This is a genomic window from Flavobacterium lipolyticum (genome assembly GCF_020905335.1).
GTDB classification, from domain to species: Bacteria; Bacteroidota; Bacteroidia; order Flavobacteriales; family Flavobacteriaceae; genus Flavobacterium; species Flavobacterium lipolyticum.
On sequence record NZ_JAJJMN010000001.1, the window covers coordinates 1,803,361 to 1,827,199 of the forward strand.

Annotated in this window: 21 protein-coding genes; 11 read left to right on the forward strand and 10 right to left on the reverse strand. The window is 36.7% G+C overall.

Going from position 1 to position 23,839, the window contains the following annotated elements:
* Window positions 1-49 precede the first annotated feature (49 nt).
* Window positions 50-2,110, reverse strand: a complete 2,061-nt coding sequence (locus LNQ34_RS08040; RefSeq protein ID WP_202700758.1) for a M13 family metallopeptidase — start codon at window positions 2,108-2,110, stop codon at window positions 50-52.
* A gap of 273 nt (window positions 2,111-2,383) precedes the next feature.
* The gene (locus tag LNQ34_RS08045; protein ID WP_202700757.1) at window positions 2,384-4,444 is read right to left on the reverse strand and encodes a M13 family metallopeptidase; all 2,061 of its coding nucleotides are present in this window, start codon (window positions 4,442-4,444) and stop codon (window positions 2,384-2,386) included.
* Between the two features lie 126 nt (window positions 4,445-4,570).
* Here LNQ34_RS08045 and LNQ34_RS08050 point away from each other — a divergent pair, with 126 nt between their 5' ends.
* From LNQ34_RS08050 to LNQ34_RS08070, 5 genes are all read left to right on the forward strand, one after another.
* The gene (locus LNQ34_RS08050) at window positions 4,571-5,569 is read left to right on the forward strand and encodes a DMT family transporter (RefSeq protein WP_255664252.1); all 999 of its coding nucleotides are present in this window, start codon (window positions 4,571-4,573) and stop codon (window positions 5,567-5,569) included.
* A gap of 201 nt (window positions 5,570-5,770) precedes the next feature.
* Complete coding sequence (locus LNQ34_RS08055; protein WP_229999168.1) at window positions 5,771-6,436, forward strand: SCO family protein; 666 nt, start codon at window positions 5,771-5,773, stop codon at window positions 6,434-6,436.
* A 146-nt stretch (window positions 6,437-6,582) separates the two neighbouring features.
* Window positions 6,583-6,822, forward strand: coding sequence for a FeoA family protein (locus LNQ34_RS08060; RefSeq protein WP_017495803.1), 240 nt, complete (start codon window positions 6,583-6,585; stop codon window positions 6,820-6,822).
* Window positions 6,822-8,921, forward strand: a complete 2,100-nt coding sequence (gene feoB / locus LNQ34_RS08065; protein WP_229999170.1) for a ferrous iron transport protein B — start codon at window positions 6,822-6,824, stop codon at window positions 8,919-8,921. The genes LNQ34_RS08060 and feoB overlap by 1 nt, the downstream gene beginning before the upstream one ends.
* Window positions 8,922-8,927: 6 nt before the next feature.
* Window positions 8,928-9,050: a FeoB-associated Cys-rich membrane protein gene (locus tag LNQ34_RS08070; RefSeq protein WP_255664253.1), complete on the forward strand. Its 123-nt coding sequence runs from the start codon at window positions 8,928-8,930 to the stop codon at window positions 9,048-9,050.
* Between the two features lie 855 nt (window positions 9,051-9,905).
* Here LNQ34_RS08070 and LNQ34_RS08075 read toward each other — a convergent pair.
* The 3 genes from LNQ34_RS08075 to LNQ34_RS08085 all read right to left on the reverse strand — a co-directional run bounded on the left by LNQ34_RS08075 (window position 9,906) and on the right by LNQ34_RS08085 (window position 12,531).
* Complete coding sequence (locus tag LNQ34_RS08075; protein WP_229999172.1) at window positions 9,906-10,559, reverse strand: HD domain-containing protein; 654 nt, start codon at window positions 10,557-10,559, stop codon at window positions 9,906-9,908.
* Between the two features lie 188 nt (window positions 10,560-10,747).
* On the reverse strand, window positions 10,748-11,740 hold the full coding sequence (locus LNQ34_RS08080) for an acyl-ACP desaturase (RefSeq protein ID WP_202700752.1): 993 nt from the start codon (window positions 11,738-11,740) through the stop codon (window positions 10,748-10,750).
* A gap of 50 nt (window positions 11,741-11,790) precedes the next feature.
* Complete coding sequence (locus tag LNQ34_RS08085) at window positions 11,791-12,531, reverse strand: lysophospholipid acyltransferase family protein (protein WP_202700751.1); 741 nt, start codon at window positions 12,529-12,531, stop codon at window positions 11,791-11,793.
* A gap of 209 nt (window positions 12,532-12,740) precedes the next feature.
* On the opposite strand from LNQ34_RS08085, the gene LNQ34_RS08090 reads away from it, so the two are divergent.
* The 6 genes from LNQ34_RS08090 (at window position 12,741) to LNQ34_RS08115 (ending at window position 17,553) form a co-directional block, all read left to right on the forward strand.
* Window positions 12,741-13,010, forward strand: a complete 270-nt coding sequence (locus tag LNQ34_RS08090) for a hypothetical protein (protein ID WP_229999174.1) — start codon at window positions 12,741-12,743, stop codon at window positions 13,008-13,010.
* Complete coding sequence (locus LNQ34_RS08095; RefSeq protein ID WP_202700749.1) at window positions 12,998-13,750, forward strand: ATPase; 753 nt, start codon at window positions 12,998-13,000, stop codon at window positions 13,748-13,750. Before LNQ34_RS08090 ends, LNQ34_RS08095 begins: the two co-directional genes overlap by 13 nt.
* Before the next feature lie 51 nt (window positions 13,751-13,801).
* Entirely contained in the window at window positions 13,802-14,206 is a 405-nt protein-coding gene (rnpA, locus tag LNQ34_RS08100) for a ribonuclease P protein component (RefSeq protein WP_229999176.1), read from the forward strand.
* Between the two features lie 80 nt (window positions 14,207-14,286).
* Window positions 14,287-15,105, forward strand: a complete 819-nt coding sequence (locus tag LNQ34_RS08105; protein WP_229999178.1) for a DUF4349 domain-containing protein — start codon at window positions 14,287-14,289, stop codon at window positions 15,103-15,105.
* Between the two features lie 2 nt (window positions 15,106-15,107).
* Window positions 15,108-16,745, forward strand: coding sequence for a S41 family peptidase (locus tag LNQ34_RS08110; protein WP_202700746.1), 1,638 nt, complete (start codon window positions 15,108-15,110; stop codon window positions 16,743-16,745).
* A 4-nt stretch (window positions 16,746-16,749) separates the two neighbouring features.
* Window positions 16,750-17,553 carry an OmpA family protein gene (locus LNQ34_RS08115; protein ID WP_229999180.1) on the forward strand — a complete coding sequence of 268 codons (804 nt, stop codon included), beginning with the start codon at window positions 16,750-16,752 and terminating at the stop codon, window positions 17,551-17,553.
* Window positions 17,554-17,566: 13 nt separating this feature from the next.
* Here LNQ34_RS08115 and LNQ34_RS08120 read toward each other — a convergent pair whose 3' ends face one another.
* The 5 genes from LNQ34_RS08120 to LNQ34_RS08140 all read right to left on the reverse strand — a co-directional run bounded on the left by LNQ34_RS08120 (window position 17,567) and on the right by LNQ34_RS08140 (window position 23,777).
* Complete coding sequence (locus tag LNQ34_RS08120; RefSeq protein ID WP_229999182.1) at window positions 17,567-19,234, reverse strand: S41 family peptidase; 1,668 nt, start codon at window positions 19,232-19,234, stop codon at window positions 17,567-17,569.
* 183 nt (window positions 19,235-19,417) lie between these two features.
* Window positions 19,418-19,864, reverse strand: coding sequence for a GNAT family N-acetyltransferase (locus tag LNQ34_RS08125; protein WP_202700743.1), 447 nt, complete (start codon window positions 19,862-19,864; stop codon window positions 19,418-19,420).
* Between the two features lie 139 nt (window positions 19,865-20,003).
* Entirely contained in the window at window positions 20,004-20,642 is a 639-nt protein-coding gene (locus LNQ34_RS08130) for a DUF1579 domain-containing protein (RefSeq protein ID WP_229999183.1), read from the reverse strand.
* Between the two features lie 272 nt (window positions 20,643-20,914).
* Window positions 20,915-21,883 carry a DUF4837 family protein gene (locus LNQ34_RS08135; protein ID WP_202700741.1) on the reverse strand — a complete coding sequence of 323 codons (969 nt, stop codon included), beginning with the start codon at window positions 21,881-21,883 and terminating at the stop codon, window positions 20,915-20,917.
* Window positions 21,884-21,929: 46 nt separating this feature from the next.
* Window positions 21,930-23,777: a LysM peptidoglycan-binding domain-containing protein gene (locus LNQ34_RS08140; RefSeq protein WP_202700740.1), complete on the reverse strand. Its 1,848-nt coding sequence runs from the start codon at window positions 23,775-23,777 to the stop codon at window positions 21,930-21,932.
* Between the last annotated feature and the right edge of the window lie 62 nt (window positions 23,778-23,839).

Genomic DNA, 23,839 nt, shown 5'->3' on the forward strand with positions numbered 1-23,839 from the left:
AAAAACAAAAACGGCGCTAAAATTAGCGCCGTTTTTTATGGATTTTCTGTTACCAGATTTTAACTCTTTTATCAGGATCAATGTACATTTTGTCTCCTTTTTTAATATCGAAAGCCTTGTAAAAAGCATCAACATTTTGAATTGGCACTACAGCTCTGTACATTCCAGGTGAATGCGGGTCTGTTTTAACCTGGCTTTTTATAGCCTCATCTCTTGATTTCGTTCTCCAAACCGTAGCCCATGAAATAAAGAAACGCTGCTCTGGTGTAAATCCGTCAATTAATCCCGGATTTCCATTGGCTTTCAAATACAATTGCAATCCATCGTAAGCTGCATTAATTCCACCTAAGTCTCCGATGTTTTCACCTAAAGTAAATTTACCATCTACGTGAATTCCAGGCAGAGGCTCTAAAGCGCTGTACTGTGCTGCAAGGGCTGCTCCAAGAGCTGTAAATTGTTTTAAATCTTCCGGAGTCCACCAGTCTACAAGATTACCGTCAGCATTGTAACGTGCTCCTGAATCATCAAATCCGTGAGAAATCTCGTGTCCGATTACTGCTCCAATTCCACCGTAGTTCACAGCTTCGTCCGCTTGATAATTGTAAAAAGGCGGTTGAAGGATCGCTGCCGGGAAAACAATCTCGTTGTAAGATGGGTTGAAGTAAGCATTTACCGTTTGTGGAGACATTCCCCATTCTGTTTTATCAACCGGTTTTCCTAATTTAGCCAGGTTCTCAGCATAAGCCCATTTGGAGATGCTTCTCATATTGTCAAAATAGGTTCCGCCTTCCCCTACATTTTTAAGCTCTAATGCTGAATAGTCTTTCCATTTATCAGGATATCCGATTTTAATGGTTAGTTTCTTCAATTTCTCAATGGCTTTTACTTTGGTTTGTTGTGACATCCAAGGCAATGCATTAATTCTGTTTTCGTAAGCTAACATTACATTAGCAATCATTTTCTTTGCTTTGTCTTTTGCTTCAGCAGGGAATAATTTCTCTACATACAATTTTCCTAAGGCTTCACCGGTAGCAGTATTAATTACCTGTAACGCCATTTCTTCACGAGGACGTTGTTTTAAAGCACCTGTCAACGTTTTTCCGTAGAAATCAAAATTAGCATTTTCGATATCTGTACTCAAAGTCGAAGCGGTTCTGTTTAATAAAGACCATTTTAAATATTCTTTCCAGGCCTCTACTTTCTTTTCCGAAAATGTCTTTTCTAAAGCGATCATATAACGCGGTTGCGCCACATTTACACTATCCAATTTTGCCATTCCAATTCCGGTAAAATATTTTTCCCATTGGATAGAAGGCGTGTTCTTTTTTAAATCAGCAATTGCTGTTGGATTGTACTGTTTTCTACGGTCTCTGCGCTCTACACGATCTAATCTTGGAGCAGACAATTCAATTTCTAAAGCCAGAATTTGCTTGGCACTTTCTTTTGCTTTTGCAGGAGATTCACCAATAAACTGTAACATTCTGGCAACGTGTACTTCATACTTCTCACGTTTTTCTTTTGAATCTTTATCATCAGCGTTGTAATAATCTTTGTCCGATAATCCTAAACCACCCGGACTTAAGTTAACCGTGTTTTTGTTACTGTTTTTAGCATCAGCACCAACAAAAACACCAAAGAAACCAATACCGCCTTGTGGCTGCATTTCGATAAAGAAGTTTTGAAGATCTGTTACATTTTTAATGGCATCGATCTTTTTTAAGAAAGGCTGAAGCGGTGTAACTCCTCTTTTATTGCGTCCAACAGTATCTAAAATCGTATTGAATAAAGCAATCGCTTTACCCTGATCTGTATTGGATTTGTACTTAGGATCTTTTGATGCTTCTTTTAAGATAGCAAGTGCATCATTGTCCGTTTTCTGACGTAGTTCATTGAAACTTCCCCAGGAATTTCTATCACCAGGAATTTCAGTTTTGTCTAACCAGGTCCCGTTTACATACTTAAAGAAATCTTCTTTCGGACTTACTTTGGTATTCATATTAGACAGATTGATACCGGGCTCTTTTGGTTTTGCACTTTGTGCGTTTACTGCGGTAATGGTAACCATTGCAGAAACAACACAAAACATTGGTTTTCGTAGTTGTTTGATCATTTTTATTTGTAGTTTTTAGTATATACACAAACATATTCTAATTATTCCAAACGTCATGTTAAATTTTTCACATAAAATTGACTCCCGGAATGCCTTCAGACTATGGCCTGCTTCTATACCCATGATTAGTTAGATGGTTTACACTCCTTTATTTTTATAGTACATCCTTAAAATTAAAGATCTCCTAAATCTGCATGAGAAAAAAACAGATAAAGATCTTTACAGAAATCAAAAACGACGCTAATTTAGCGTCGTTTTCTATGGTTTTATTTATTACCAGATTTTTACTCTTTTATCAGGATCAACATACATTTTGTCTCCCTTTTTAATTCCGAAAGCATCGTAAAAGGCATCTACGTTCTGAACCGGAACAACAGCTCTGTACATTCCAGGTGAATGCGGATCTGTTTTTACCTGATTTTTAAGGGCTTCGTCTCTCGTTTTGGTTCTCCACACCGTTGCCCATGAGATAAAGAAACGTTGCTCCGGAGTAAATCCGTCAATCAATCCCGGATTCCCATGCGCTTTTAAATACAACTGCAAACCATCGTAAGCAGCATTAATACCACCTAAATCACCGATATTTTCGCCTAATGTAAATTTACCATCAACGTGAATACCCGGTAAAGGCTCTAAAGCACTGTATTGATCTGCCAAAGCGGTACCAAGTGCCGTAAATTGTTTTAAATCTTCCGGTGTCCACCAGTCTACCAGGTTTCCTTCGGCATTGTAACGTGCGCCTGAATCATCAAAACCATGAGAGATTTCATGACCAATAACCGCTCCGATACCTCCGTAGTTCACTGCTTCATCTGCCTGATAATTGTAGAACGGAGGCTGTAAAATTGCTGCCGGGAATACAATCTCGTTGTACGATGGATTGAAATAAGCATTTACAGTCTGTGGCGACATTCCCCACTCGGTTTTATCAACTGGTTTGTATAATTTGTCGATTCCTTTTTTGAAATTCCACTTAGACAGATTTACCATATTCTCGAAATAACTTCCTCCCTCAGCTACACCTTTAATTTCAAGGGCCGAGTAGTCTTTCCATTTATCCGGATACCCTACTTTTACAGTAAGTTTATCCAGTTTTTCAATCGCTTTTATCTTTGTAGCCGCAGACATCCAGGTCAAATTATTAATACGGGTTTTGTATGCCTGAATTACGTTATGAATCATGTCTACCGCTTTTGCTTTTGCTTCAGCAGGAAACACTTTCTCTACATATAACTTACCCAATGCTTCACCAACACTTGAATTTACCACCTGCAATGCTTTTTCTTCACGTGGCAATTGTTTGATCGCACCTCTTAAGGTCTTGCTGTAAAAATCAAAATTAGCCGTCTCCAAATCTGTTGACAACTCACTTGAATAAGAGTTAAGCAAATCCCATTTCAGGTATTCTTTCCAAAGTGCTACTTTATTCTCTGTAAAAACAGTTTGTAAAGCTTTCATGTATTTAGGCTCCGTCACTACTATACTCTGCAATTTTGCCAAACCAAGACTTGAGAGATAAGCATCCCAATTAATAGCAGGCGTTAATTTTTGAAGTTCAGCAACGGTCATTGGATTGTATTGCAAACGACTGTCTCTGCTTTCTACACGATTCAGTCTTGGTTTTGACAATTGTGTTTCTAAGGCTAAAATTCCGGCAGCACTTTGCTTTGCTTTTTCCGGCGATTCGCCAGTAAACTGCATCACTCTCGCCAAATGAAGTACATATTTTGAACGCTTCTCTTTAGAATCTTTATCCTCAGAGATATAATAATCCTGATCCGGCAATCCTAATCTGTTTGGATAAAGCATTACGGAGTTTTTAGAACTATTTTTCTCATCGGCGCCAATATAAATTCCGAAAAATACGCTATTCCCTTCCTGTCCGATTTCAGTCAGGTATTTTTGAAGATCAGCAACATTTTTAATCGCATCAATTTTTTTAAAGTAAGGCTGCAGCGGTTTTATACCCGCTTTGTTTCTCCCAACTGTATCTAAAATTGTTGAAAACAAGTTTACGGCTTTACCCTGGTCTGTATCTGATTTGTACTTTGGATTTTTAGAAGCCTCTTTCAGAATAGACATCGCGTCTTTATCCGTTTTTTTGATCAACTCATTGAAACTTCCCCATGTGGTACGATCATTAGGAATTTGAGTTTTGTCAAGCCAGGTTCCGTTTACATATTGGAAAAAGTCCTGACCGGCACTGATTTTAGGATTCATGTACGAAACATTAATACCTGGTTCTTTGGAAGTTGCATTCTGAGCATTGACTGCTGTAAATGAAACTGCTGAAAAAAGGGCGCAGAACAAAGGTCTGCTAAATTGTCTTTTCATTTATATTTAAGTTTTGGTGGTTGTACAAACGTATTCCTAATATCCGGAACGTAATGTTAAATTTTTTAAAATAATTGTAAAAACTCCAATATTATAACATCAAAATAGATCTTCTCAAATATTTTCATGTTTTTATCATCGGTTTTTAACTCTATATTAGAATACTTTTTCGAATATTTGTTACACCGAATTGAAATAAAAGTGAAAGCAAAAATTCAAAATGCCGTTTCAGGAAAAATTGAAGCTATCGGATTACCGATTTTGGCTTTATGCTGGGTAAGTTTTTTTTGGGGAACCACCTGGCTGGCCTCTAAAGAAGGCGTAAAACACATGCCTGCTTTACAGCTGGCCACCATTCGTCAGTTTTTAGGCGGAATTTTATATGTCGGATATTTTCTTCTGAAAAAACAGCCCTGGCCAAAAGGCAGACAGTGGCGTACGATCCTAATTTTGTCCTTTTTGAATTTTGTATGCAGCAACGGTTTAAGCACCTGGGGTGTAAAATACATGAGCAGTGGACTTGGAGCGATCATTAGTGCTTTATTTCCGATCTGGATTATTATCATCAACTTCTTTAACGGTCAAAAAATTGCCAAAATGGCTTTGATAGGCATCCTGATCAGTTTTGGAGGGGTCTGTATTATTTTTATGGACTATATCTCTGATTTTCTCCGACCTGATTTTCAATTTGGAATTATACTGATGACGGCTTCTACCATAACCTGGGCATTCGGAATACTCGAAACAAAGAAACAAGCATCCAGTTTTAACCCCTATTTCAGTTTAGGATTGCAAATGCTGATTTCCAGTATTTTTCTTTTTGGAGTTACGGAAGCTGCAGGAGTTAATATTCCCCTAAGCGAAATTCCATTGCCTTCTTTGTGGTCTATTGCATATCTGGTTCTTATTGGGTCGGTTTTAACTTTCATCGCTTTTATCTATTCGCTGCAGCATCTTCCAACAGAGATCAGCAGTATTTATGTATACATCAATCCAATTGTTGCGATGATTTTAGGCTCGTTCATCTTTGGAGAAACCCTTACGCAGGCGATCGCGATTGGTACCATCGTAACCTTAACAGGACTGTATTTGGTAAACAAGACTATTCGGAAAACCAAAAAATAAAAATTTGTTTATTGGTGTCAATCTGCTTTAGCCCTTTGAGGGCTTTGGGTATTATTATCATCATTATCATTCATAGCGAGTTGCGTCATGCTCATGCTTTTGGGCTTTCAGCCTTATTTCACTCCTTATAACCTGTTAAAAACTAAGCTCTCTTAGGATTTTGAGAAGTGCTTTTCGTATTTTTGCCCCCAAATTGCTTTTATGAAATCTTTTCTATACAAATACCGTAAATTCTTTATTGTTCTTATTGTATTTTCAACCGTTACTATATCTTTATTTTACTCGGCTTTAAAACCGCAAAAAACTTTACCTATTTACAATCCTGCCGATGTAAATCCGGAACTGGTAGACAGCACGGTTCAATATAAAAGCAAATACCATACAATTGCCGATTTTTCGTTTGTGAATCAAAATGGAGATACTATTACCCAGAAGAATTACGAAGGAAAGATCTATGTGGCCGACTTTTTTTTCACCACCTGCGGTTCAATCTGCCCAAAAATGACGACCAATCTGGAGGATGTTCAAAAAGCAGTTTTAAACAATCCGAAAGTGATGCTGCTTTCTCATACCGTATTTCCTGAGGTTGACAGTATTCCCGTACTGAAAGCCTATGCTATAAAACATGCTGTGGTCGACAGTAAATGGAATCTGGTTACGGGCGATAAAAAAGAAATTTATACGATGGCACGAAAATCATATCTGGCTGTAAAACTCGGACGTCCTGATCAGCTTTACGATATGGTGCATACCGAGAATTTTGTTTTGGTGGATCAAAAAAGACGTGTTCGTGGTTTTTATGACGGAACAAATAAAGAAGAAATTAAACGTCTTTTAGAAGACATTAATTTTCTGTGCCAGGAGTAGTCCCTCAAAAGAACAATCGCGAAATTCATTAAATTCAGTCTAAAATCCCTTATTTTTAGAAAGATTTAGCATTTCCGCAAGTGTTAAATACCTTGAAATAAAGAATAAATGCCTATTTTTGCAATCTAAATTCAATCTAAATAAGCTTGCAAAATACTATCCACACTCTGAAAAAAGGCGAAAAAGCCATTATCAAAGATTTTGATATCGATCTTATTCCTCTAAAACTACTAGAAATGGGTTGTTTGCCGGGCAACTTAGTTGAATTACTGCAAATTGCGCCTTTTGGCGACCCCCTGTATTTAGACATTAATGGCTCACATGTAGCCATTCGCGTTGAAACTGCTCGTGAAATTGAAGTTGAACTTATCAAAACCAATTTGTAATGAGCATTCAAAATATCAACGTCGCCCTTATTGGGAATCCGAATACCGGAAAAACTTCTGTTTTCAATCAGCTAACCGGATTAAATCAACAGGTTGGGAATTATCCCGGAATTACCGTTGAGAAAAAAATCGGTTTCTGTAAGTTACCACACAATATCAAAGCCAACATTCTGGATTTGCCGGGAACCTATAGTCTGAATGCCAGCTCTATGGACGAAAGTGTGGTTATCGAATTGTTACTGAACAAAAACGACAAATTATATCCGGATGTAGCGGTAGTGGTTACAGATGTCGAAAATCTGAAACGTAATTTACTGATTTACACTCAAATTAAAGATCTTGAAATTCCAACGATTCTGGTCATTAACATGTCAGACCGCATGGAAAGCAAGGGTATTACTTTGGATATTCCGTATCTGGAGGAAAAACTAAAAACAAAAATTGCTTTGGTAAGTTCCCGAAAAGGTTTGGGAATTGAAGAACTGAAAGAACTAATTGTTGCGTATAAAAATATTCCTCACGAGCCTTGCCTGAACGCATCGGTTATTGATCAGGCGTATTTTGAAAAACTACAGGAAGCTTTTCCGAATCAGTTGCTATACAAGCTTTGGCTGGTAATTACGCAGGATGTGAATTTTTCGAACCTCGATCGCAATGAAATCAGAAGTACTTTTACTAAGTCGCATTCGGAACTAAAACGCTTACAGCAAAAAGAAACGATCAAGCGTTATCAGTTTATAAATGATGTTTTAAAAGAAGGTTTAAAAGTAGATGCCTCAATGGCGAAGGATATCAGAGCGAAACTGGATCGTGTTTTAACCCATAAAGTTTGGGGTTATGTCATTTTCCTGGCTATTTTATTTCTGATCTTCCAGTCTATTTTCAGTTGGTCAACTATTCCTATGGATTTCATAGACAGCTCTTTTGCTTCCTTAAGCAGCTGGGTTGCCGCAGAACTGCCAAGCGGAATTCTCACCGACTTACTTTCTCAGGGAATTGTGCCGGGAATTGGCGGTGTGATCATTTTTATTCCACAAATTGCCTTTCTGTTTCTGTTCATTTCGATTTTAGAAGAAAGTGGTTATATGAGCCGTGTGGTCTTTTTGATGGATAAAATCATGCGAAAATTTGGTTTGTCCGGAAAGAGTGTCGTGCCTTTAATTTCAGGAACGGCCTGTGCTATTCCGGCCATTATGGCTACCCGAAATATCGAAAACTGGAAAGAACGACTGATTACAATTCTGGTAACTCCTTTTACTACCTGCTCTGCCAGACTGCCTGTTTACACGATCATTATTTCATTGGTAATTCCGGACGAACGCCTTTTTGGAATCTTAAACATGCAGGGATTAGCTTTGATGTTATTGTATTTACTAGGTTTTGCAACTGCAATTCTTGCTTCTTATATCCTGGACAAAATACTGAAGATTAGTTCAAAGACCTATTTTGTGGTAGAAATGCCAAGTTATAAATTGCCGCTGTTCAAAAACGTTGCGATTAATGTTGTGGAGAAAACAAAAGCTTTCGTAGTGGGTGCCGGTAAAATTATCTTAGCCATATCTGTGATCTTATGGTTTTTAGCTTCGTATGGTCCCGGAAAAGATTTTAATGAAGCCGAGACTATTGTAAAAGAGAGATTTGCAGATACTACTTTAGATGAAACTCAGTTTGAAAATGAAGTCGCTTCGCAAAAACTGGAAAACTCTTATATCGGTTTGATGGGAAGAGCCATAGAACCTGTTATTTCTCCTTTAGGTTACGACTGGAAAATCGGAATTGCGTTAATCAGTTCCTTTGCCGCGCGTGAAGTGTTCGTGGGAACTCTTGCAACCATATACAGTGTTGGAGACACGGATAACGAATCTACCATAAGAAGTAAAATGCAGGAAGAGATCAATCCGGAAACGGGTCATAAGATTTTTAATTTTGCCTCTGGTATATCCTTATTGCTTTTTTATGCTTTTGCGATGCAATGTGCCAGTACGCTCGCCATCACCAAGAAGGAAACCAATTCCTGGAAATGGCCTGCCATGCAGCTTGTCCTGATGAGTGGTCTTGCCTATTTTGTTGCATTAATAGCGTATCAACTTTTAAAATAAACGATCATGGTACAGGAAATTATCGCTTTTATCATATTATTCATTGCCGTTGGGTACCTCATCAAAAAGTTCTTTTGGAAATCTAAAAAGAAGAAAGATTGTGGGGATGGGAATTGTGGGTGTTCGTAATTTTTAAGGTACTAAGCTTCTGAGGTACTGAGGTACTAAGTTTTTTTCTGTTTATAAATTGTTCCTATGGAACGCTCGCAATAATAAAAAAAGGGGGCTTCGGCTTCGCTCAGCCTGACATTCCACTATCATTATCTGGGTGTCAGGCTGAGCGAAGCCGAAGCCCTTTCTCTATTAAAAACTGAAAACTGAGACTGAGTAGTACTTCCCTCCTTCCCCTTATTCATAAAACTAGGCCGGTTCTCTCAGCCTGACATTCCACTATCATTATCTGGGTGTCAGGCTGAGAGAAGTCGAAGCCCTTTCTCTATTAAAAACTGAAAACTGAGACTGAGACTGAGTAGTACTTCCCTCCTTCCACTTATTCATAAAACTAGGCCGGTTCTCTCAACCTGACATTCCAATATCATTATCTGGGTGTCAGGCTGAGTGAAGTCGAAGCCCTTTCTCTATTAAAAACTGAAAACTGAGACTGAGACTGAGTAGTACTTCCCTCCTTCCCCTTATTCATAAAACTAAGCCGGTTCTCTCAGCCTGACATTCCACTATCATTATCTGGGTGTCAGGCTGAGTAAAGCCGAAGTCCTTTCTCTATTAAAAACTGAAAACTGAGACTGAGACTGAGTAGTACTTCCTTCTTCCCCTTATTCATAAAACTAGGCCGGTTCTCTCAGCCTGACATTCCACTATCATTATCTGGGTGTCAGGCTGAGCGAAGTCGAAGCCCTTTCTCTATTAAAAACTGAAAACTGAGACTGAGACTAAAAAAAATACAACTCCATAAGCCTTCGACTCCGCTCAGGGTGACACCACGGCTGTTGAGACCAAAAACTGAGACTGAGACTAGAAAACCCCTTACTTCTCCCCCTCCCATTCCGCATAAAACTGTGCCAGGAATGTTTCCATAAAACGATGTCTTTCTGCGGCAATTTGCTTACCGGTTTCAGTATTCATCTTATCCTTCAAAAGCAAAAGCTTTTCATAAAAATGATTGATCGTTGGTGCCGTATTCTTTTTGTATTCCTCTTTTGTCATATTGGTTACGGGTGCAATTGCAGGATCATAAAGCGTTCTGTTTTTAAATCCGCCATAGTTAAATGCTCTTGCTACTCCAATGGCTCCAATTGCGTCTAAACGGTCCGCATCCTGAACGATATCTAATTCTACAGAAGAAAACCTCTTTTCAAAATTTCCGCCCTTATAGGAGATGTTTTCGATGATGTTTACCACATGCTGAATTATTTCCTCTGCAACTTTCTCTGATTCCAGAAATAAACGAGCTGTTTTAGGGCCAATGGTCTCATCTCCATTGTGGAATTTACTGTCGGCAATATCATGAAGCAAAGCTCCCAATTGCACTATGGCAAGATCACAGTCAGTTCCTTTGGCAATTAAAAGTGCATTTTTATAAACACGTTCAATATGAAACCAATCGTGTCCACCTTCGGCATCGTTTAATTTCTCTTTTACAAAAGCAATCGTTTTATTTATAAGTTCGGAGTTATTCATAGTATTTATAGTTTGCGGTAAATGTCATACACCTCAAGCAGGTGAAAAAGATTTACTCTGGTATTTTGTACTTTAAATAAAAATTGTTGATTGTCAAAGCTTTGAAACTTCAACAATCAACAATATGTTTTTCAGCTATTCTGCTTAAAGTTTTACAAATCTAAACTCTAAAATCAGAAATCTGTACTTTACAATCTGGCAGGCTCAACCCATTTAAAGATATGAGATTCTGCAGGAATTACAAGTCTTTCAGAAATTCTTGCCATACGAGCTGGTAATTTCATCAGGTAATCACGCGCTTTCTCTGCTTCGTCTGTCAAATTTGAAATTTTATCAATTTCCCATTTGTTGATTAGCTTTTGCATAATATCAACATAATCGTTAGCGGTGTATACCCCTATACGTTGTGCTGAATCTGAAAACTGCTCAAAAGCACTGCTTATTTTCTGACCTGATTCTCTTAAAAAGTGCGCCGGCATCACGATTTTTTGTTTCATCATGTATTGAAACGCCAACATCATTTCACTTGGATCAACAGCAAAAATACGGGTAACAAACTCGCTGTAAGCATGATGGTGACGCATTTCGTCGCCTGCAATCATTTTACACATTTTAGACAGTTTGTTATCACCAAATTTCTTTGCCATTTGTGCCACTCTGTTGTGCGACACATAAGTAGCCAATTCCTGGAAGCTGGTGTACACAAAGTTTTTGTACGGATCAGATCCGGTTCCAATATCAAAACCGTCGTTGATTAAATGCTGAGTAGTCATTTCGATTTCACGCATGTTTACACGACCGGACAAATACAAGTATTTATTTAAAAGGTCTCCGTGGCGATTTTCTTCTCCGGTCCATTGTCTGATCCATTTCGACCAGCCATTTCCACCGTTTTCTATCTGATTGACTCCTTCTACATCCATTAACCATGACTCATATGTTGGCAAAGCTTCTTCAGTGATGGTATCCCCCACTAAAGTTACCCAGAAATCATAAGGCAATTCTTTAGCAATTTCACGTAACTCTTTTACCTCCTCAAAGAAATTTTCTCCTTCAGAATTAGGCAAAAAGTCTGACGGCTGCCAAATTTTTTCCACTGGAATTAAATACTGTTCAACGAAGCTATCCACGTTTTTTTCCAAAAACTGCATTACTTCTAATCTAATGTTTTTTATAGACATTACTTATTTAAGATTGGGATTTAAGTTTTCGTTTGTACTACAACAAAAATCTATTTATACTCATTTACTCCTTCTACCACCGCTTTTTCTGTCAAAGCCATTAAATCGGCAAAATCATAATCTTTTACGGCCATTGCTTTATGTGCTGTAAAGGTTAAATGATTTCCTAATCCAACCGGAAACATTCCAAAACGAACCATTTTCCATGAATTATTGATACTTACCGGCACTACATAAGCAGACGGTGCATATTTACATAAGATTTTTAAACCGCTTTGTGCAAATTCTTTGGGCTTTCCTGTTTTACTTCTTGTTCCTTCAGGAAAAATTACAGCAGCTCTGGTATTTTTTTCGATATATTCAGACAAGCCTTTGATTACCGGAATCGCTTGTTTAGGGTCTTTTCGGTCGATTAAGACAGATCCTCCGTGGCGTAAATTAAAAGACACACTCGGAATTCCGCTTCCTAACTCTTTCTTACTTACAAATTTACAATGAAATCGTCTAAAGTACCAAATCATTGTTACGATATCGTACATACTTTGGTGATTTGCAACAAAAATGATTGGAACTCCCTTTGGTATATCGGCTACTCCGGTAACAGTGTACCTTGTTCCCACCAGATTGGTACATCTTAACAGGAAGAAATTCAGATAATCTACGCTTTTTTTATGCGCCTGGTACCCAAAAACATTCAGGCAGAACCATTGTATCGGGTGAAATACCGCCAGACAAAAACCAAAACACAAGTAATAAATTACGGAAATGGGGTACGAAATTATCTTTTGCATGCTTAAAAAATTAATGCCCAAAAGTAATAAATAAATATTTAGCGGTATAAAAATTGAAAACAATAACCGTTTTTCTGGTTTAATTGTACCTTTGCCCTAAAATTTGCAAATTTTTTCTGAATTAAATAGAGTTCTTACACGTTGTTTAATTGTTTAGAATCAGATAAAAAAATCGTAAATTTGACAATAAACTTCTTTTTAAGTAAGTCATGAGAAATAAGATCGCCCGCTTTGTAATAAAGCAACATAAAGAAAAACTTGGCGCTAATGAAACAGATATTCTAATAAGATCTGCTTCGAGAAGTTCAAGTTATGCCATTAGAGAATCTAAAGCTTTGGGACTAACTATAAAATCAATATCAGACAGAAAAATAATTGAAAGGCTCCCAAATGGAGAAATTAAGATCATTCGAAATCTTCAACAAAAGAAAGATACTGATAAAGGTTTGAAAAAAGGAATGATTTTATGCAGGAAATAAAGAAAAGACTGAGAATATTTGCCGGACCGAACGGATCTGGAAAGAGCACTCTTTTTGAAGAATTTTCTAAACATTACAATACGGGCTATTTTATAAATGCAGATTACCTCGAAAAGATCTTGCGAACTAAAGGCTTAATAGATTTAGATTCGTATGAACTAAAATCTTCTCAGAAAGAATTACAAAATTTCTACAAAAAAGAAAACACAAAAACGCTAATAAATACTGCCAATGAAAAAGGTTTTCAAATATCTCTTGAGATAAAAGAAAACTTTATAGTATCAGTTTCTAAAGATCCTAATAGTTATGAAGGCTCACTTATTTCCTCTTTTCTAAGAGAAAAACTTCTTAAAGAAAATAAAAGCTTTTGCTTTGAAACGGTTATGAGCCATATTTCAAAACTAGAAGATATTAGTATAGCAAATGCTCTGGGCTATACTTCATACTTATATTTTGTGTGCATAGACGATCCGGAAGTAAATATCTCTCGTGTTGAAAACAGAGTTCAAAAAGGTGGACACGCCGTTGACAGTGAAATTATAAAAAACAGATACAAACGAACTTTAAACAATTTGTTTCCCGCAATCGAAATTTCAAACAAGACCTTCTTATTTGATAATTCTGGCGAAAAACTCACTTTAATAGCTGAAATAAACAATGGTAATTCATTAAAACTTCATATAAATGAAGAAGATTTTCCAAATTGGTTCAAAGAATTTGTATTAAATCACTTCATATAAAAACAGCTATTGTACCTTTACCCTAAAATTTGCAAATTTTTTCTGAATTAAATGAACTTCACTTACCCTAAAAATGAACGCTTAAAGAGCAAGACCACAATAAGTTTACTGTTTTCTGAAGGGAAATCGGTTTCAAAATATCCTTTGCGTTTGGTTTATGCTCCGGCGGAAGAAAATTCACCAGAAAAAATCAAAATTGGCGTTTCGGTTTCTAAAAAATACTTCAAAAAAGCCGTAGACCGAAATTACTTCAAACGCGTTCTAAGAGAAACGTACCGACTCAACAAACATTTACTTTTGGATAACATTCCACAGCCCTACTCCTTGATGTTTTTTTATCAAACGAAAGACAGACTGCCTTATGAAGAAATCAACACCAAGACCATTCAGCTGTTTGAAAAATTCCTTCAGCAAGTAAACAAAAGCGCTGATTCTGAAAATAAAACAGAATTGTAATTCGTTTACGACAACTTTATTTATCAAATTATACGAAAAATTATAAAAAAATTGTAGTTTTAAATTTAATTTGAAATATTATGCGCTATATTTTCTTTTTATTCTTGCTTTTTTTAGGCTTTTCGAGTTGCAGTAAAAATGAAGAATCTTCTGCTAATATGAGGATTAGCGCTGTCAAGCTTACTCCAAAAAATGAATCCGCTCCAGCGTCAGATGCACAGTATGACCCTGCTGCTCCGGAGATTACACAAAAAATTATCAAACAGGCTTCTCTTCGATTTGAAACCAATGATTTAGAAGATACTTTCAAACAAATCCAAACTGCGATTGTTGCCAATAAAGCCTCCATTCAGAATGATTCTGAAGGCAAAGAATATGACAACATTTACAGAACCTTAACGATTCGCGTTCCCAGTGCAAACTTTGATTCTTTTATAAATGCGGTTTCTAAGGGTGTTTCGTACTTTGAACAAAAAGAGATTTCTGCAGAAAATGTTACCGAACAATACATTGACTTAACTTCAAGATTAAACACAAAACGCAAACTTGAAGCCCGCTATTTGGAGATTTTACAAAAAGCCACTAAGATTAGTGAAATTCTGGAAATTGAAAAACAGATTTCGGCTATTCGTGAAGAAATTGAAGCCAAAGAAGGGCAATTGAAATATCTCGAAAGCCGCGTTTCAGAAAGTACTGTAACGATATCATTTTACAAAACCATAGCTCAAAAACAAGGCGTTAAGATTTCTTATGGTTCTAAAATATGGACTGCTATTCAATCCGGATTTTTCAGCCTGTCCGATTTTTTAATTTCGATCATTAGTATATGGCCGTTTATAATCGTATTTTGCGTACTTGTCTACTTTATTAGAAAAAGATTTAAAAGAAAAAAAATATAATCATGTATCCTTATTTCAAGAAGAAATTCATCATACCTGCTGTTGCTGCAGGGTTTTTATTTATCGGAACCAGTTTCAAAGACGACTTTTTCGAAATTGCCAAACAAATCGAAATTTTCACGACTCTGTTTAAAGCGGTAAACACGAATTATGTTGACGAGACTAACCCGGGTGACCTGATGGACAAAGCCATTAAAAGCATGCTGAGCAGTCTGGATCCTTATACGGTTTATTTTAACGAACAGGATGTTGTGAATTTTAAAATCAACAATACGGGAGAATATACCGGAATTGGAGCTTTGATCTCAAGAAAAAAAGACCGTTTGATTGTTCGTGAACCTTATAAAAACTATCCTGCCGACAAGGCCGGACTGAAAGCCGGAGATGAGATCATTCAGATCGGTGATGTTTTGATCGCCGACTTTAAAGATGACGCTTCGCAATTAATGAAGGGAACTAAAAACACGAAAATCAACATCAAATACCTCAGACAAGGACAAACCTTCACCACTCAACTGGTTTTAGACGAAGTGGATATTAAGTCGGTTCCGTTTTTTGGAAAGATCGATGCTAAAACAGGCTATATTGTTCTGGCGCACTTTAGCAGAAAGGCATCCAACGAGGTGAAAGATGCATTGGAAAAACTGAAAGCGGACGGCGCTACACAAATCGTACTTGATTTAAGAGGGAATCCGGGTGGTTTGCTCAATGAAGCTATTGATATTTGTAATTTATTTGTTCCGAAGAATGAGGTTATTGTAACGACAAAATCAAGAATCGAAAAGCACAACAACATTTATAAAACAACTAAAGAACCTGTTGATACTTCTATTCCTTTGGCCATTTTAGTCAATGGCAGAAGTGCTTCAGCCTCAGAAATTGTTTCTGGAGCTTTACAGGATTTAGACCGTGCCGTGATTCTGGGAAGCCGCAGTTTCGGAAAAGGTTTGGTACAGCGCTCTGTTGATTTAACTTACGGAACTCAGTTGAAAGTGACAATCTCCCGTTATTACACGCCTTCCGGACGTTGTATTCAGGCATTGGATTATGCCCACAAAGACAAAAATGGTGTAGCGCAAAAAACGGATGCTAAAAACTTTAATGCTTTTAAAACCCGAAAAGGAAGAACGGTTTATGATGGTGGTGGTGTTTTACCGGATATCGAACTGGACGAAACTAAAATGAGTCCGATTACAACGGCCTTGCTAAAAAATGACGGGATCTTTGATTATGCTACCACGTACTATTATAAGAATCCAAACTTAGGAGACAAAACACCAATCCTTACTGATGCTGATTACAGTAGTTTCAAGCAGTTCCTGAAAACCAACAAAATTAGTTTTGACACGGAATCAGAAGTGGCGTTAAAAAATATGATGGCTGCAGCCAAAAATGAAAAAATCGACGAAACTATTGCTACAGAATACCAACAGTTACAGGCAGCTCTTGAAAAAAGTGAAAGTACTTTACTGGATAAAAATCAAAAGGAAATCAGAAACCTGATACTGGAAGAACTGATTAAAAGATATCAGTATCAGGAAGGCTTGTATCAATATTACATTAAAAATAATTCAGAAATTAAAAAAGCAGTAAATGTATTAAATAACCAAACCGAGTATAAAACGATTTTAAAAATGTAAAAGAATGAAACTTTACAGACCCCTATTTCTGTTTCTTATTTACAATTTATCGGCACAGCAAAAACCTATTGAAACCATTTATTTCGAATTTGACAAGTTCGATCTTACACCAAAACAAACCGAAGTTGTAAACCGTTTTATTAAAAATATCGACACCTCTAAAGTTGAGTCGGTACAAATATATGGCTATTGTGATGATCGCGGAAACGACGAATACAACTTTCGTTTGTCTAACAATCGGGCGGCAACCATTCAGAACTTCTTGGTTCGCGCGGGCTTCAACCATGGCAAAATTGTTATTTTAGAAGGCAAAGGCCGTGTGATTCTAAGGCCTGACACTATCGAAAATTTACACGAAACCCGTTCCCGAAATCGGCGGGTTGACTTAATTGCTGTAAAGAAAAACAGCTTTGGTAAAGGAATTTACAACTCATTCCCTAACAAACTTAAAATTGGTAACAAGATCTTCTTAGACAATATTTTGTTTGATATTGGAAGTTCAAAACTTACTCCAAATTCTAAAAAAGAATTAGATAAAGTTGCCGCAATTTTAGAAAAACAAAAGGGTTTAAAATTCGAAATCAGAGGTCATGTTTGCTGTACCCCTGATATCTACTCCGACGGAATTGACAGAGCCACCAATGAAAGAAGACTTTCCTGGAACCGTGCCAAAACTGTTTTTCACTACCTCAGCTCAAAAAAAATCTCCAAAAACCGAATGACTTATCAGGGTTGCGGAAATAAATACCCGCTGGGAAAAGGTGAAAATCTAGATCGTCGTGTTGAATTTTTGATTACTAAGATTTAAAAACAATAATCTTCTAGCTCTTTTCTGTTACTAAATATTCTTTTGCTTTTTCCAAAACCTCATCTTTCCCTTCCTGAATTCCTTTAACTGTTGGACGAACCTCTATATCGATCTTGACCCCTTTTCTTTGTGTCTCAGTTCCATCGGGGTAAAAAACACCTAGTCCGCTTATAGCCGTTACAAAGCCAGAAAATTCAAATCGGGACACATCACCATCCGCTGCTGCGGTCTGGCTACCAATAGTAGTAACATTATCACCCGCTTGTAAAAGCATAGTCACAAACTCTGCTCTGCTTTGGGTCTCTTCATTAACTAGCAAAACTACTTTTCCTCTATAATATGATTTTTTTAATGGCTCTATCACAAGAGATTTTTTCCAAAAAAATCTTCCCGGATATTTTAAATCTGGCGCTAAACACTTCACATACTCCTTACTTTCAAAACTTAATCTTCTGGCGATTCTGTAAGGCATCAATGGAGGGTAGTTTCTAAGATCTATGATTAAAGCTTTTGTCGATTTCAGCTTATCCATAATTTCTTCCTGATCATTTGCTTCTATATTAGCCAAATTGATATATCCAATGTTGTTTGCATCCAGATTAAATTTTTCTTTGGTGCGGCTCAAATTTGATTTTAAATCTGATCCTTTATACCGTTTTACTGTTTTTAATACAAAATCATTATCTCTTCTTATTTTAACTTTTACTGAATCCGTTGAACCATTAAACAACTGGTAGTTATAATTCTTAGCTTTGGTATTACTATTTGAACCGTTTACGTATTTTTTTCGGTCAGCCATTATTTCCAATGCATTCACACCATCAATTTCTTCAATAATATCACCTTTTCTGATATCATTTATTCTCGCGAGTGAATCATTGTAAATCCCAACAATAACGACTTTATTCTCTATCACATTACTGAAGGCCGGAATGTACTTTTTACCAAAAAACTCAAAATTCTTATTCGTATACAAACTTGCATGTGTGTCGTCGATTTTAATAACTGTTTCAAGCAACACCAATTGATATTCAGTTGCGTTATTAACTTTTTCAAACCTTGGAATCATTTCCTCCAGAACTGTACTCCATTTTTGATCCGTTAAATATTTATACGGAAAGAAATATTCAATGGTATTCCAATATTTGAACAAACTTAGTAACCGATAATTTTTTTCCGGATATTCAAAATCTTTATATTTTGATTCGTTTCTGACTTCAACATTTTCTCTTGGGCTTTTGGTGACATAGAAGCTATTACTTTGTGCTCTATTTTCTTCAATGTATCTAAGTTTTCGAGAAAGCTCTGGTGTAAAAACAGCTAAATTATCCATCCAGGAAAGATCGAAGTTTTTATCAAAATAACTCTTTCCAGATATGTTCTGACATGATCTACATTCTTTGACAACCCCCAAACTTGTAATCCAATCCAGATAGATTTTTGATAAATCTTCTCTGTTCTTTGCCCCTTCCACTTTTGGAATCATCATAATCAATTGCTCATCCCAATTGAAATTGCCTCTAGCGACATTAGGGTGGTAGTATTTTAGAAATCCCCAAATTTTTGCCAGACTCGATAGATTTTCGATACGTTGATTTTCATTGCTACTTATCCCTTTACCGTTCCCAAAGCTCAAGACACCAAAAACTAAAAACACAAACACCAGTACTTTTCTTTTCATTTATTATTCTTTTTACTAAACCTCTGCCAAAACCTAAATTAAATAAATCCAGTACTCGAAACTGTTATCTAAATCATAAAAAAAAACCTTATCTACTTAAGTAAGTAAATAAGGGTTTATACTCCTGATAGAATTTTAAAAGATAAAGATACCACTACTATAATCGGTAGTTTGAGTCTTTGGTCAACCTCTTACCATTTCAATATGCTCAATATCATCTTCCAGATACATTTCACTGGTTTGCACGAATCCGTGGCTTTCGTAGAATTTTTTTAAATACAATTGAGCTCCAATCGTAATCGCATCTTTATCAAAATTTGATTTTATAGCCGCAATCGCTTCGCGCATCAGATCGTGTCCCCATTTTCGGTCGCGGTAATTGGCATCTACCACCACACGTCCGATCGAAGCGTTGTCAAAACTAATCCCCGCATCGAATAAACGCACATACGCTACTGTTTTTCCATCGTACTCGCCAATCAGGTGTAATGCTTTCTTGTCTTTACCGTCAAGATCTAAATAAACGCAGTTTTGCTCGACTACAAAGATCTCACTTCTTAATTTGAGCAAATCGTATAGCTCGTTTACATTTAACGCCTCAAAAGGCTTTATTTTCCATTTTAGCTCCATTTGATCTTTGTTTATTGTTTTGTCTTATTGTTTATGGTTCTAACTTACGCTAAAAACAAAATTATACCAAATATTCTTAACTATAAATCCCGATTACAAACTGCAATCGGGATTTATACTTTATGATGGAAGGAGAATCTTATTTTTTCTTCATAATGATTTCCATGCTCTTGAACTCTTCACCATTTTTTACATCAAACATTTCCATTTTACGTGTTTTAGCATCCACAATGGTATAAATTTCTCTGTAGGGTGTCTTTTTACCGTTTACGGGATTAATCATATCTCCTTTTAGCTCCATACTTTTGGTGCTTTCATCGTACTTACCCATGGCCACCAGCATACCGGTTCCCATATTGTCGATAAAAGTGGTGGTGTATTCTTTACTGGCATTGTTATAAGCTAATGTACTTTTACCTTCAAAAGCTTGTCCCATCATGGTTCCCTGATAGTTCGATTCCTGATAACGTCCTCCAAGAATCATTTTAACGTTTGCTGTTGAAGTGGCTTTTTCGGGTTTCCCGTTTGGTTCAGACCAGAAAGTCATGTCACAATTCCAGGTTCCAACCTCATCGGCCATTAATTTATGAGGAGCCCCCGGGGTTGCATACTCCTGCCAGGCTTTCATTTGCGCAGCCGAATCAACCGGCTGTTCTGCTATTGGTTCTTCTTTTTTAATACTATCAGAAGAGCCGACCGTTTCAGTTGCTGTCTTGGCCTCTTTTTTACAGGAGGCAAAACACATGAATAGTACTAATACTGCAATTAAATTTTTCATAATGTTCTGTTTTAATGTTAGTTGTAAAACAAAATTAAGAAAAATTAGTTTGTCACCTCATTACTCCATCCGTAACAGGATTACTATAAAAAACTATGGATTGAAAATATTTATAGTGTTTAGGCATGTTTATCCCTAAATAAAGGATCATTTCTGGACAGATATCCTTCCTTGGGATGAGGCTTTTGCCCTTTCAGGGCGTAAACAAACTTTTACATGCTTCATAGTGCGTTGCACTATGCTTTAGCTGAAGCTCTTTCGGAGCGACGGATTTACCTTTTATCAATTTTAACCGATTTTATAATTGCTTCCAAATCCAGCATTAAATCACGTTCTTCATTGGAGGGGGAATAACAAAATCCTTCGATTACCAGAATTCGGTTGTACATTTCGTCGACAATGGCATAGTTGATAAAGGGTCCGGCCATAAAATCATTCTTAAGTTCCCAGGTACCTTTAGTTTCAAAAGCTTTTTTTCCATCTAATGAAATCGTCGAGAAATAGGGAGCATAAGCCTCTCCCGTAATCATACGTGTTTTGGGTTCTTTCCCTTTGATATAATATCCAACCGAATCCCGCATTCGGATAATGTTGTCTACTACATTTGAACTTTTCTCAAAACTGCGAATCGGAATCTGATAGATGAGCAGACTGGTATTTCCGCTAATGATGTCTTTTTTAAGCCAGATAAAGTTCTTTTTGTGCAACATGTATTCATATCCAACGGGTATCTGAAGATCGATATGAAACTTGTTTTTTATAATGGCCGGATTCAACAGGGATTTACTGTTGTCCTCCTGAATTTTTTTGATCTCGGTATCGCGGATTATTTTGATAATTTGTGCGGAATTGAGTTCGATACTGCAAATGATATCATCTACCGATTTTCCGTAAATTCTAAAAGTATTATGAGGCAGCGAGGCACTGTGTGTGACTTCGAACTTATCAGCGGTGGCTTTTTTTACTACAATAATGCTACGACTGTCGGTAACAAAACCTTCCAGCAAACGAGCCGGATACTGATTGATGGTAAATATGGGTTCTTCCTGTGTAAGTCCTAAAACCGGTGAGGCAAATTTATTTCGAATGCTGTCGCCCACTTCGCCATACCACAATTGATCGTCTATAATGACGGAAATGGTATTGGTTTTTCCAGACACAGTTTCAGTCTGCTTGTCATTTTTAAAACATGAAATGAACAGCAGCGGAAGTAGTACTAATAAAAAATGGGTTTTATTCATTCTCTTAAGTTATGAAATAAAACCCAAATTTATATAAGATTTTGAATTATCCGTTTATTTTAAGTTTCATTCCGGGTTTAATGTCTCCGTCTTTAATATTATTCCATTTTTTAATATCAGAAATAGTCACTCCTGGATATTTTTTAGAAATACTATACAACGAATCTCCTTTTTTAACATAATAGTCTTCACCCAAAGCTTTTGACGTTGCTTTTTTCTTAAACGAATCAATTGAATTGTTTGACGCAATAGCGGTTGTTACAGCATTCTCCTCTACAATTTCAGGAACTGCTTTAGAAATCACTAATGTTTTCCCTAAACCAATATTATTTGAAGTTAGACTATTAAGTTCTTTCAACTCCGCAATAGTCGTACCGAATTTCTTTGCAATGCTGCCTAAATTGTCTCCGGCAGCTACTACATACTCCTGTGGTTGTGCATTATTTTTATCTTTATCATCTGCTGAAGCAATAGCCTCCTCTGATTTTTTATCTATTGCCAATGTTGCTTTAGCTTCTTTAGGATTTTTAACAACTGCCTCTATTTCAGATTTAATTTTTAAATTTCTTCCAAAGGCCACTGAGTTTGATTTCAGATTGTTCCACTTCTTCAGATCTACAATGCTTACGTTATACTTTTCGGCTATTGCTCCCAGATTATCACCTTTACGAACTTTGTAAAACTGAATTTCTTTAGAGGATTCTTCTTTTTCTTTGGCTTTCGCCATGTATTTGGCTCTTGGGGCTGTCCTCATCGCCAGTTGAACCGGAATGGTTTTGTTCTGCGATTGGTAAGCCACATAGGCATAAATCTTGTCTTCGTTTGAAACAAAGGTGGCAATTTTCTCTTTGGGTAAACGCAGATAATGCTCCTCTCCCTGATAAAAAGGAACTACGTTTAGTTTATACGATGGATTTAAAAGCTGAATCTGAGATTGCGGCATGTCTAACAAATCAGCAATTTGTTTGAATGACATTTGGCTTTTGATCTGAACAGTATCGGTTTCAAAATTTTTAACAACGGCTCTTTGTGGATTAATTCCGTGTTCTTTATGGTATTCAAAAAGGTACATGGTGGCTAAAAAAGCGGGCACGTAACCTTGAGTTTCTTTTGGAAGATGGCTTCGAATGTCCCAATATTTTGTTTTTCCACCGGAACGGCGAATGGCCTTGGTCACATTTCCGGGTCCTGAGTTGTAAGAGGCCAGAACCAGTTCCCAGTCACCAAAGATGCTGAACATTTTAGTCATATATTCTGATGCTGCGGCAGTTGCTCTAAGCGGATCACTGCGTTCATCGATATAAGAATCTATTTTAAGTGCGTATTGTTTACCGGTTCCGTACATGAATTGCCAAAGTCCGGTGGCGCCCATTTTAGAAACTGCTTTAGGATTTAAAGCAGATTCTACAACGGCTAAATATTTAATTTCTAAAGGCACATTTTGTTTGGCAAAAGCGTCTTCAAAAATTGGAAAGTAATATTCTGATAAAGACATTAATCGTGAAAATGATTTTTTACGATTCTTAAGAAATGACTTTATGATGTTTTCTAATCCCTGATTGTATTCAATATTAAAAGGTGATTTCCCATTCATTGCCTGCAACCGCTGTTTTAGCAAATCTGTAGGCAGTTCTTCATCAACGGTTACATCTGTGTTAATGGTTTGAATATCTTTTGTTAAATCGTCGTAAATATCGAGACTTACTAATTCGTTCATCCAAAGACTGTCAACACGTGTTGCCAGTTCATTTTTTTTGAAGGTACTTTTAACAGAATCTAAATACGATATTTTTACAACCGGTTTAATTTCAGCATCTGCTTTTGCCACATTCTGTGCGACCACAGAAATCGAAAAAAAAGCGGAAACCACTATTGCTATTTTTTTTACAATCATATAACATTTTTTTAAAATTCTATAATTCAACAAATTACAGAAACCTTAGTTTTACAAACTTA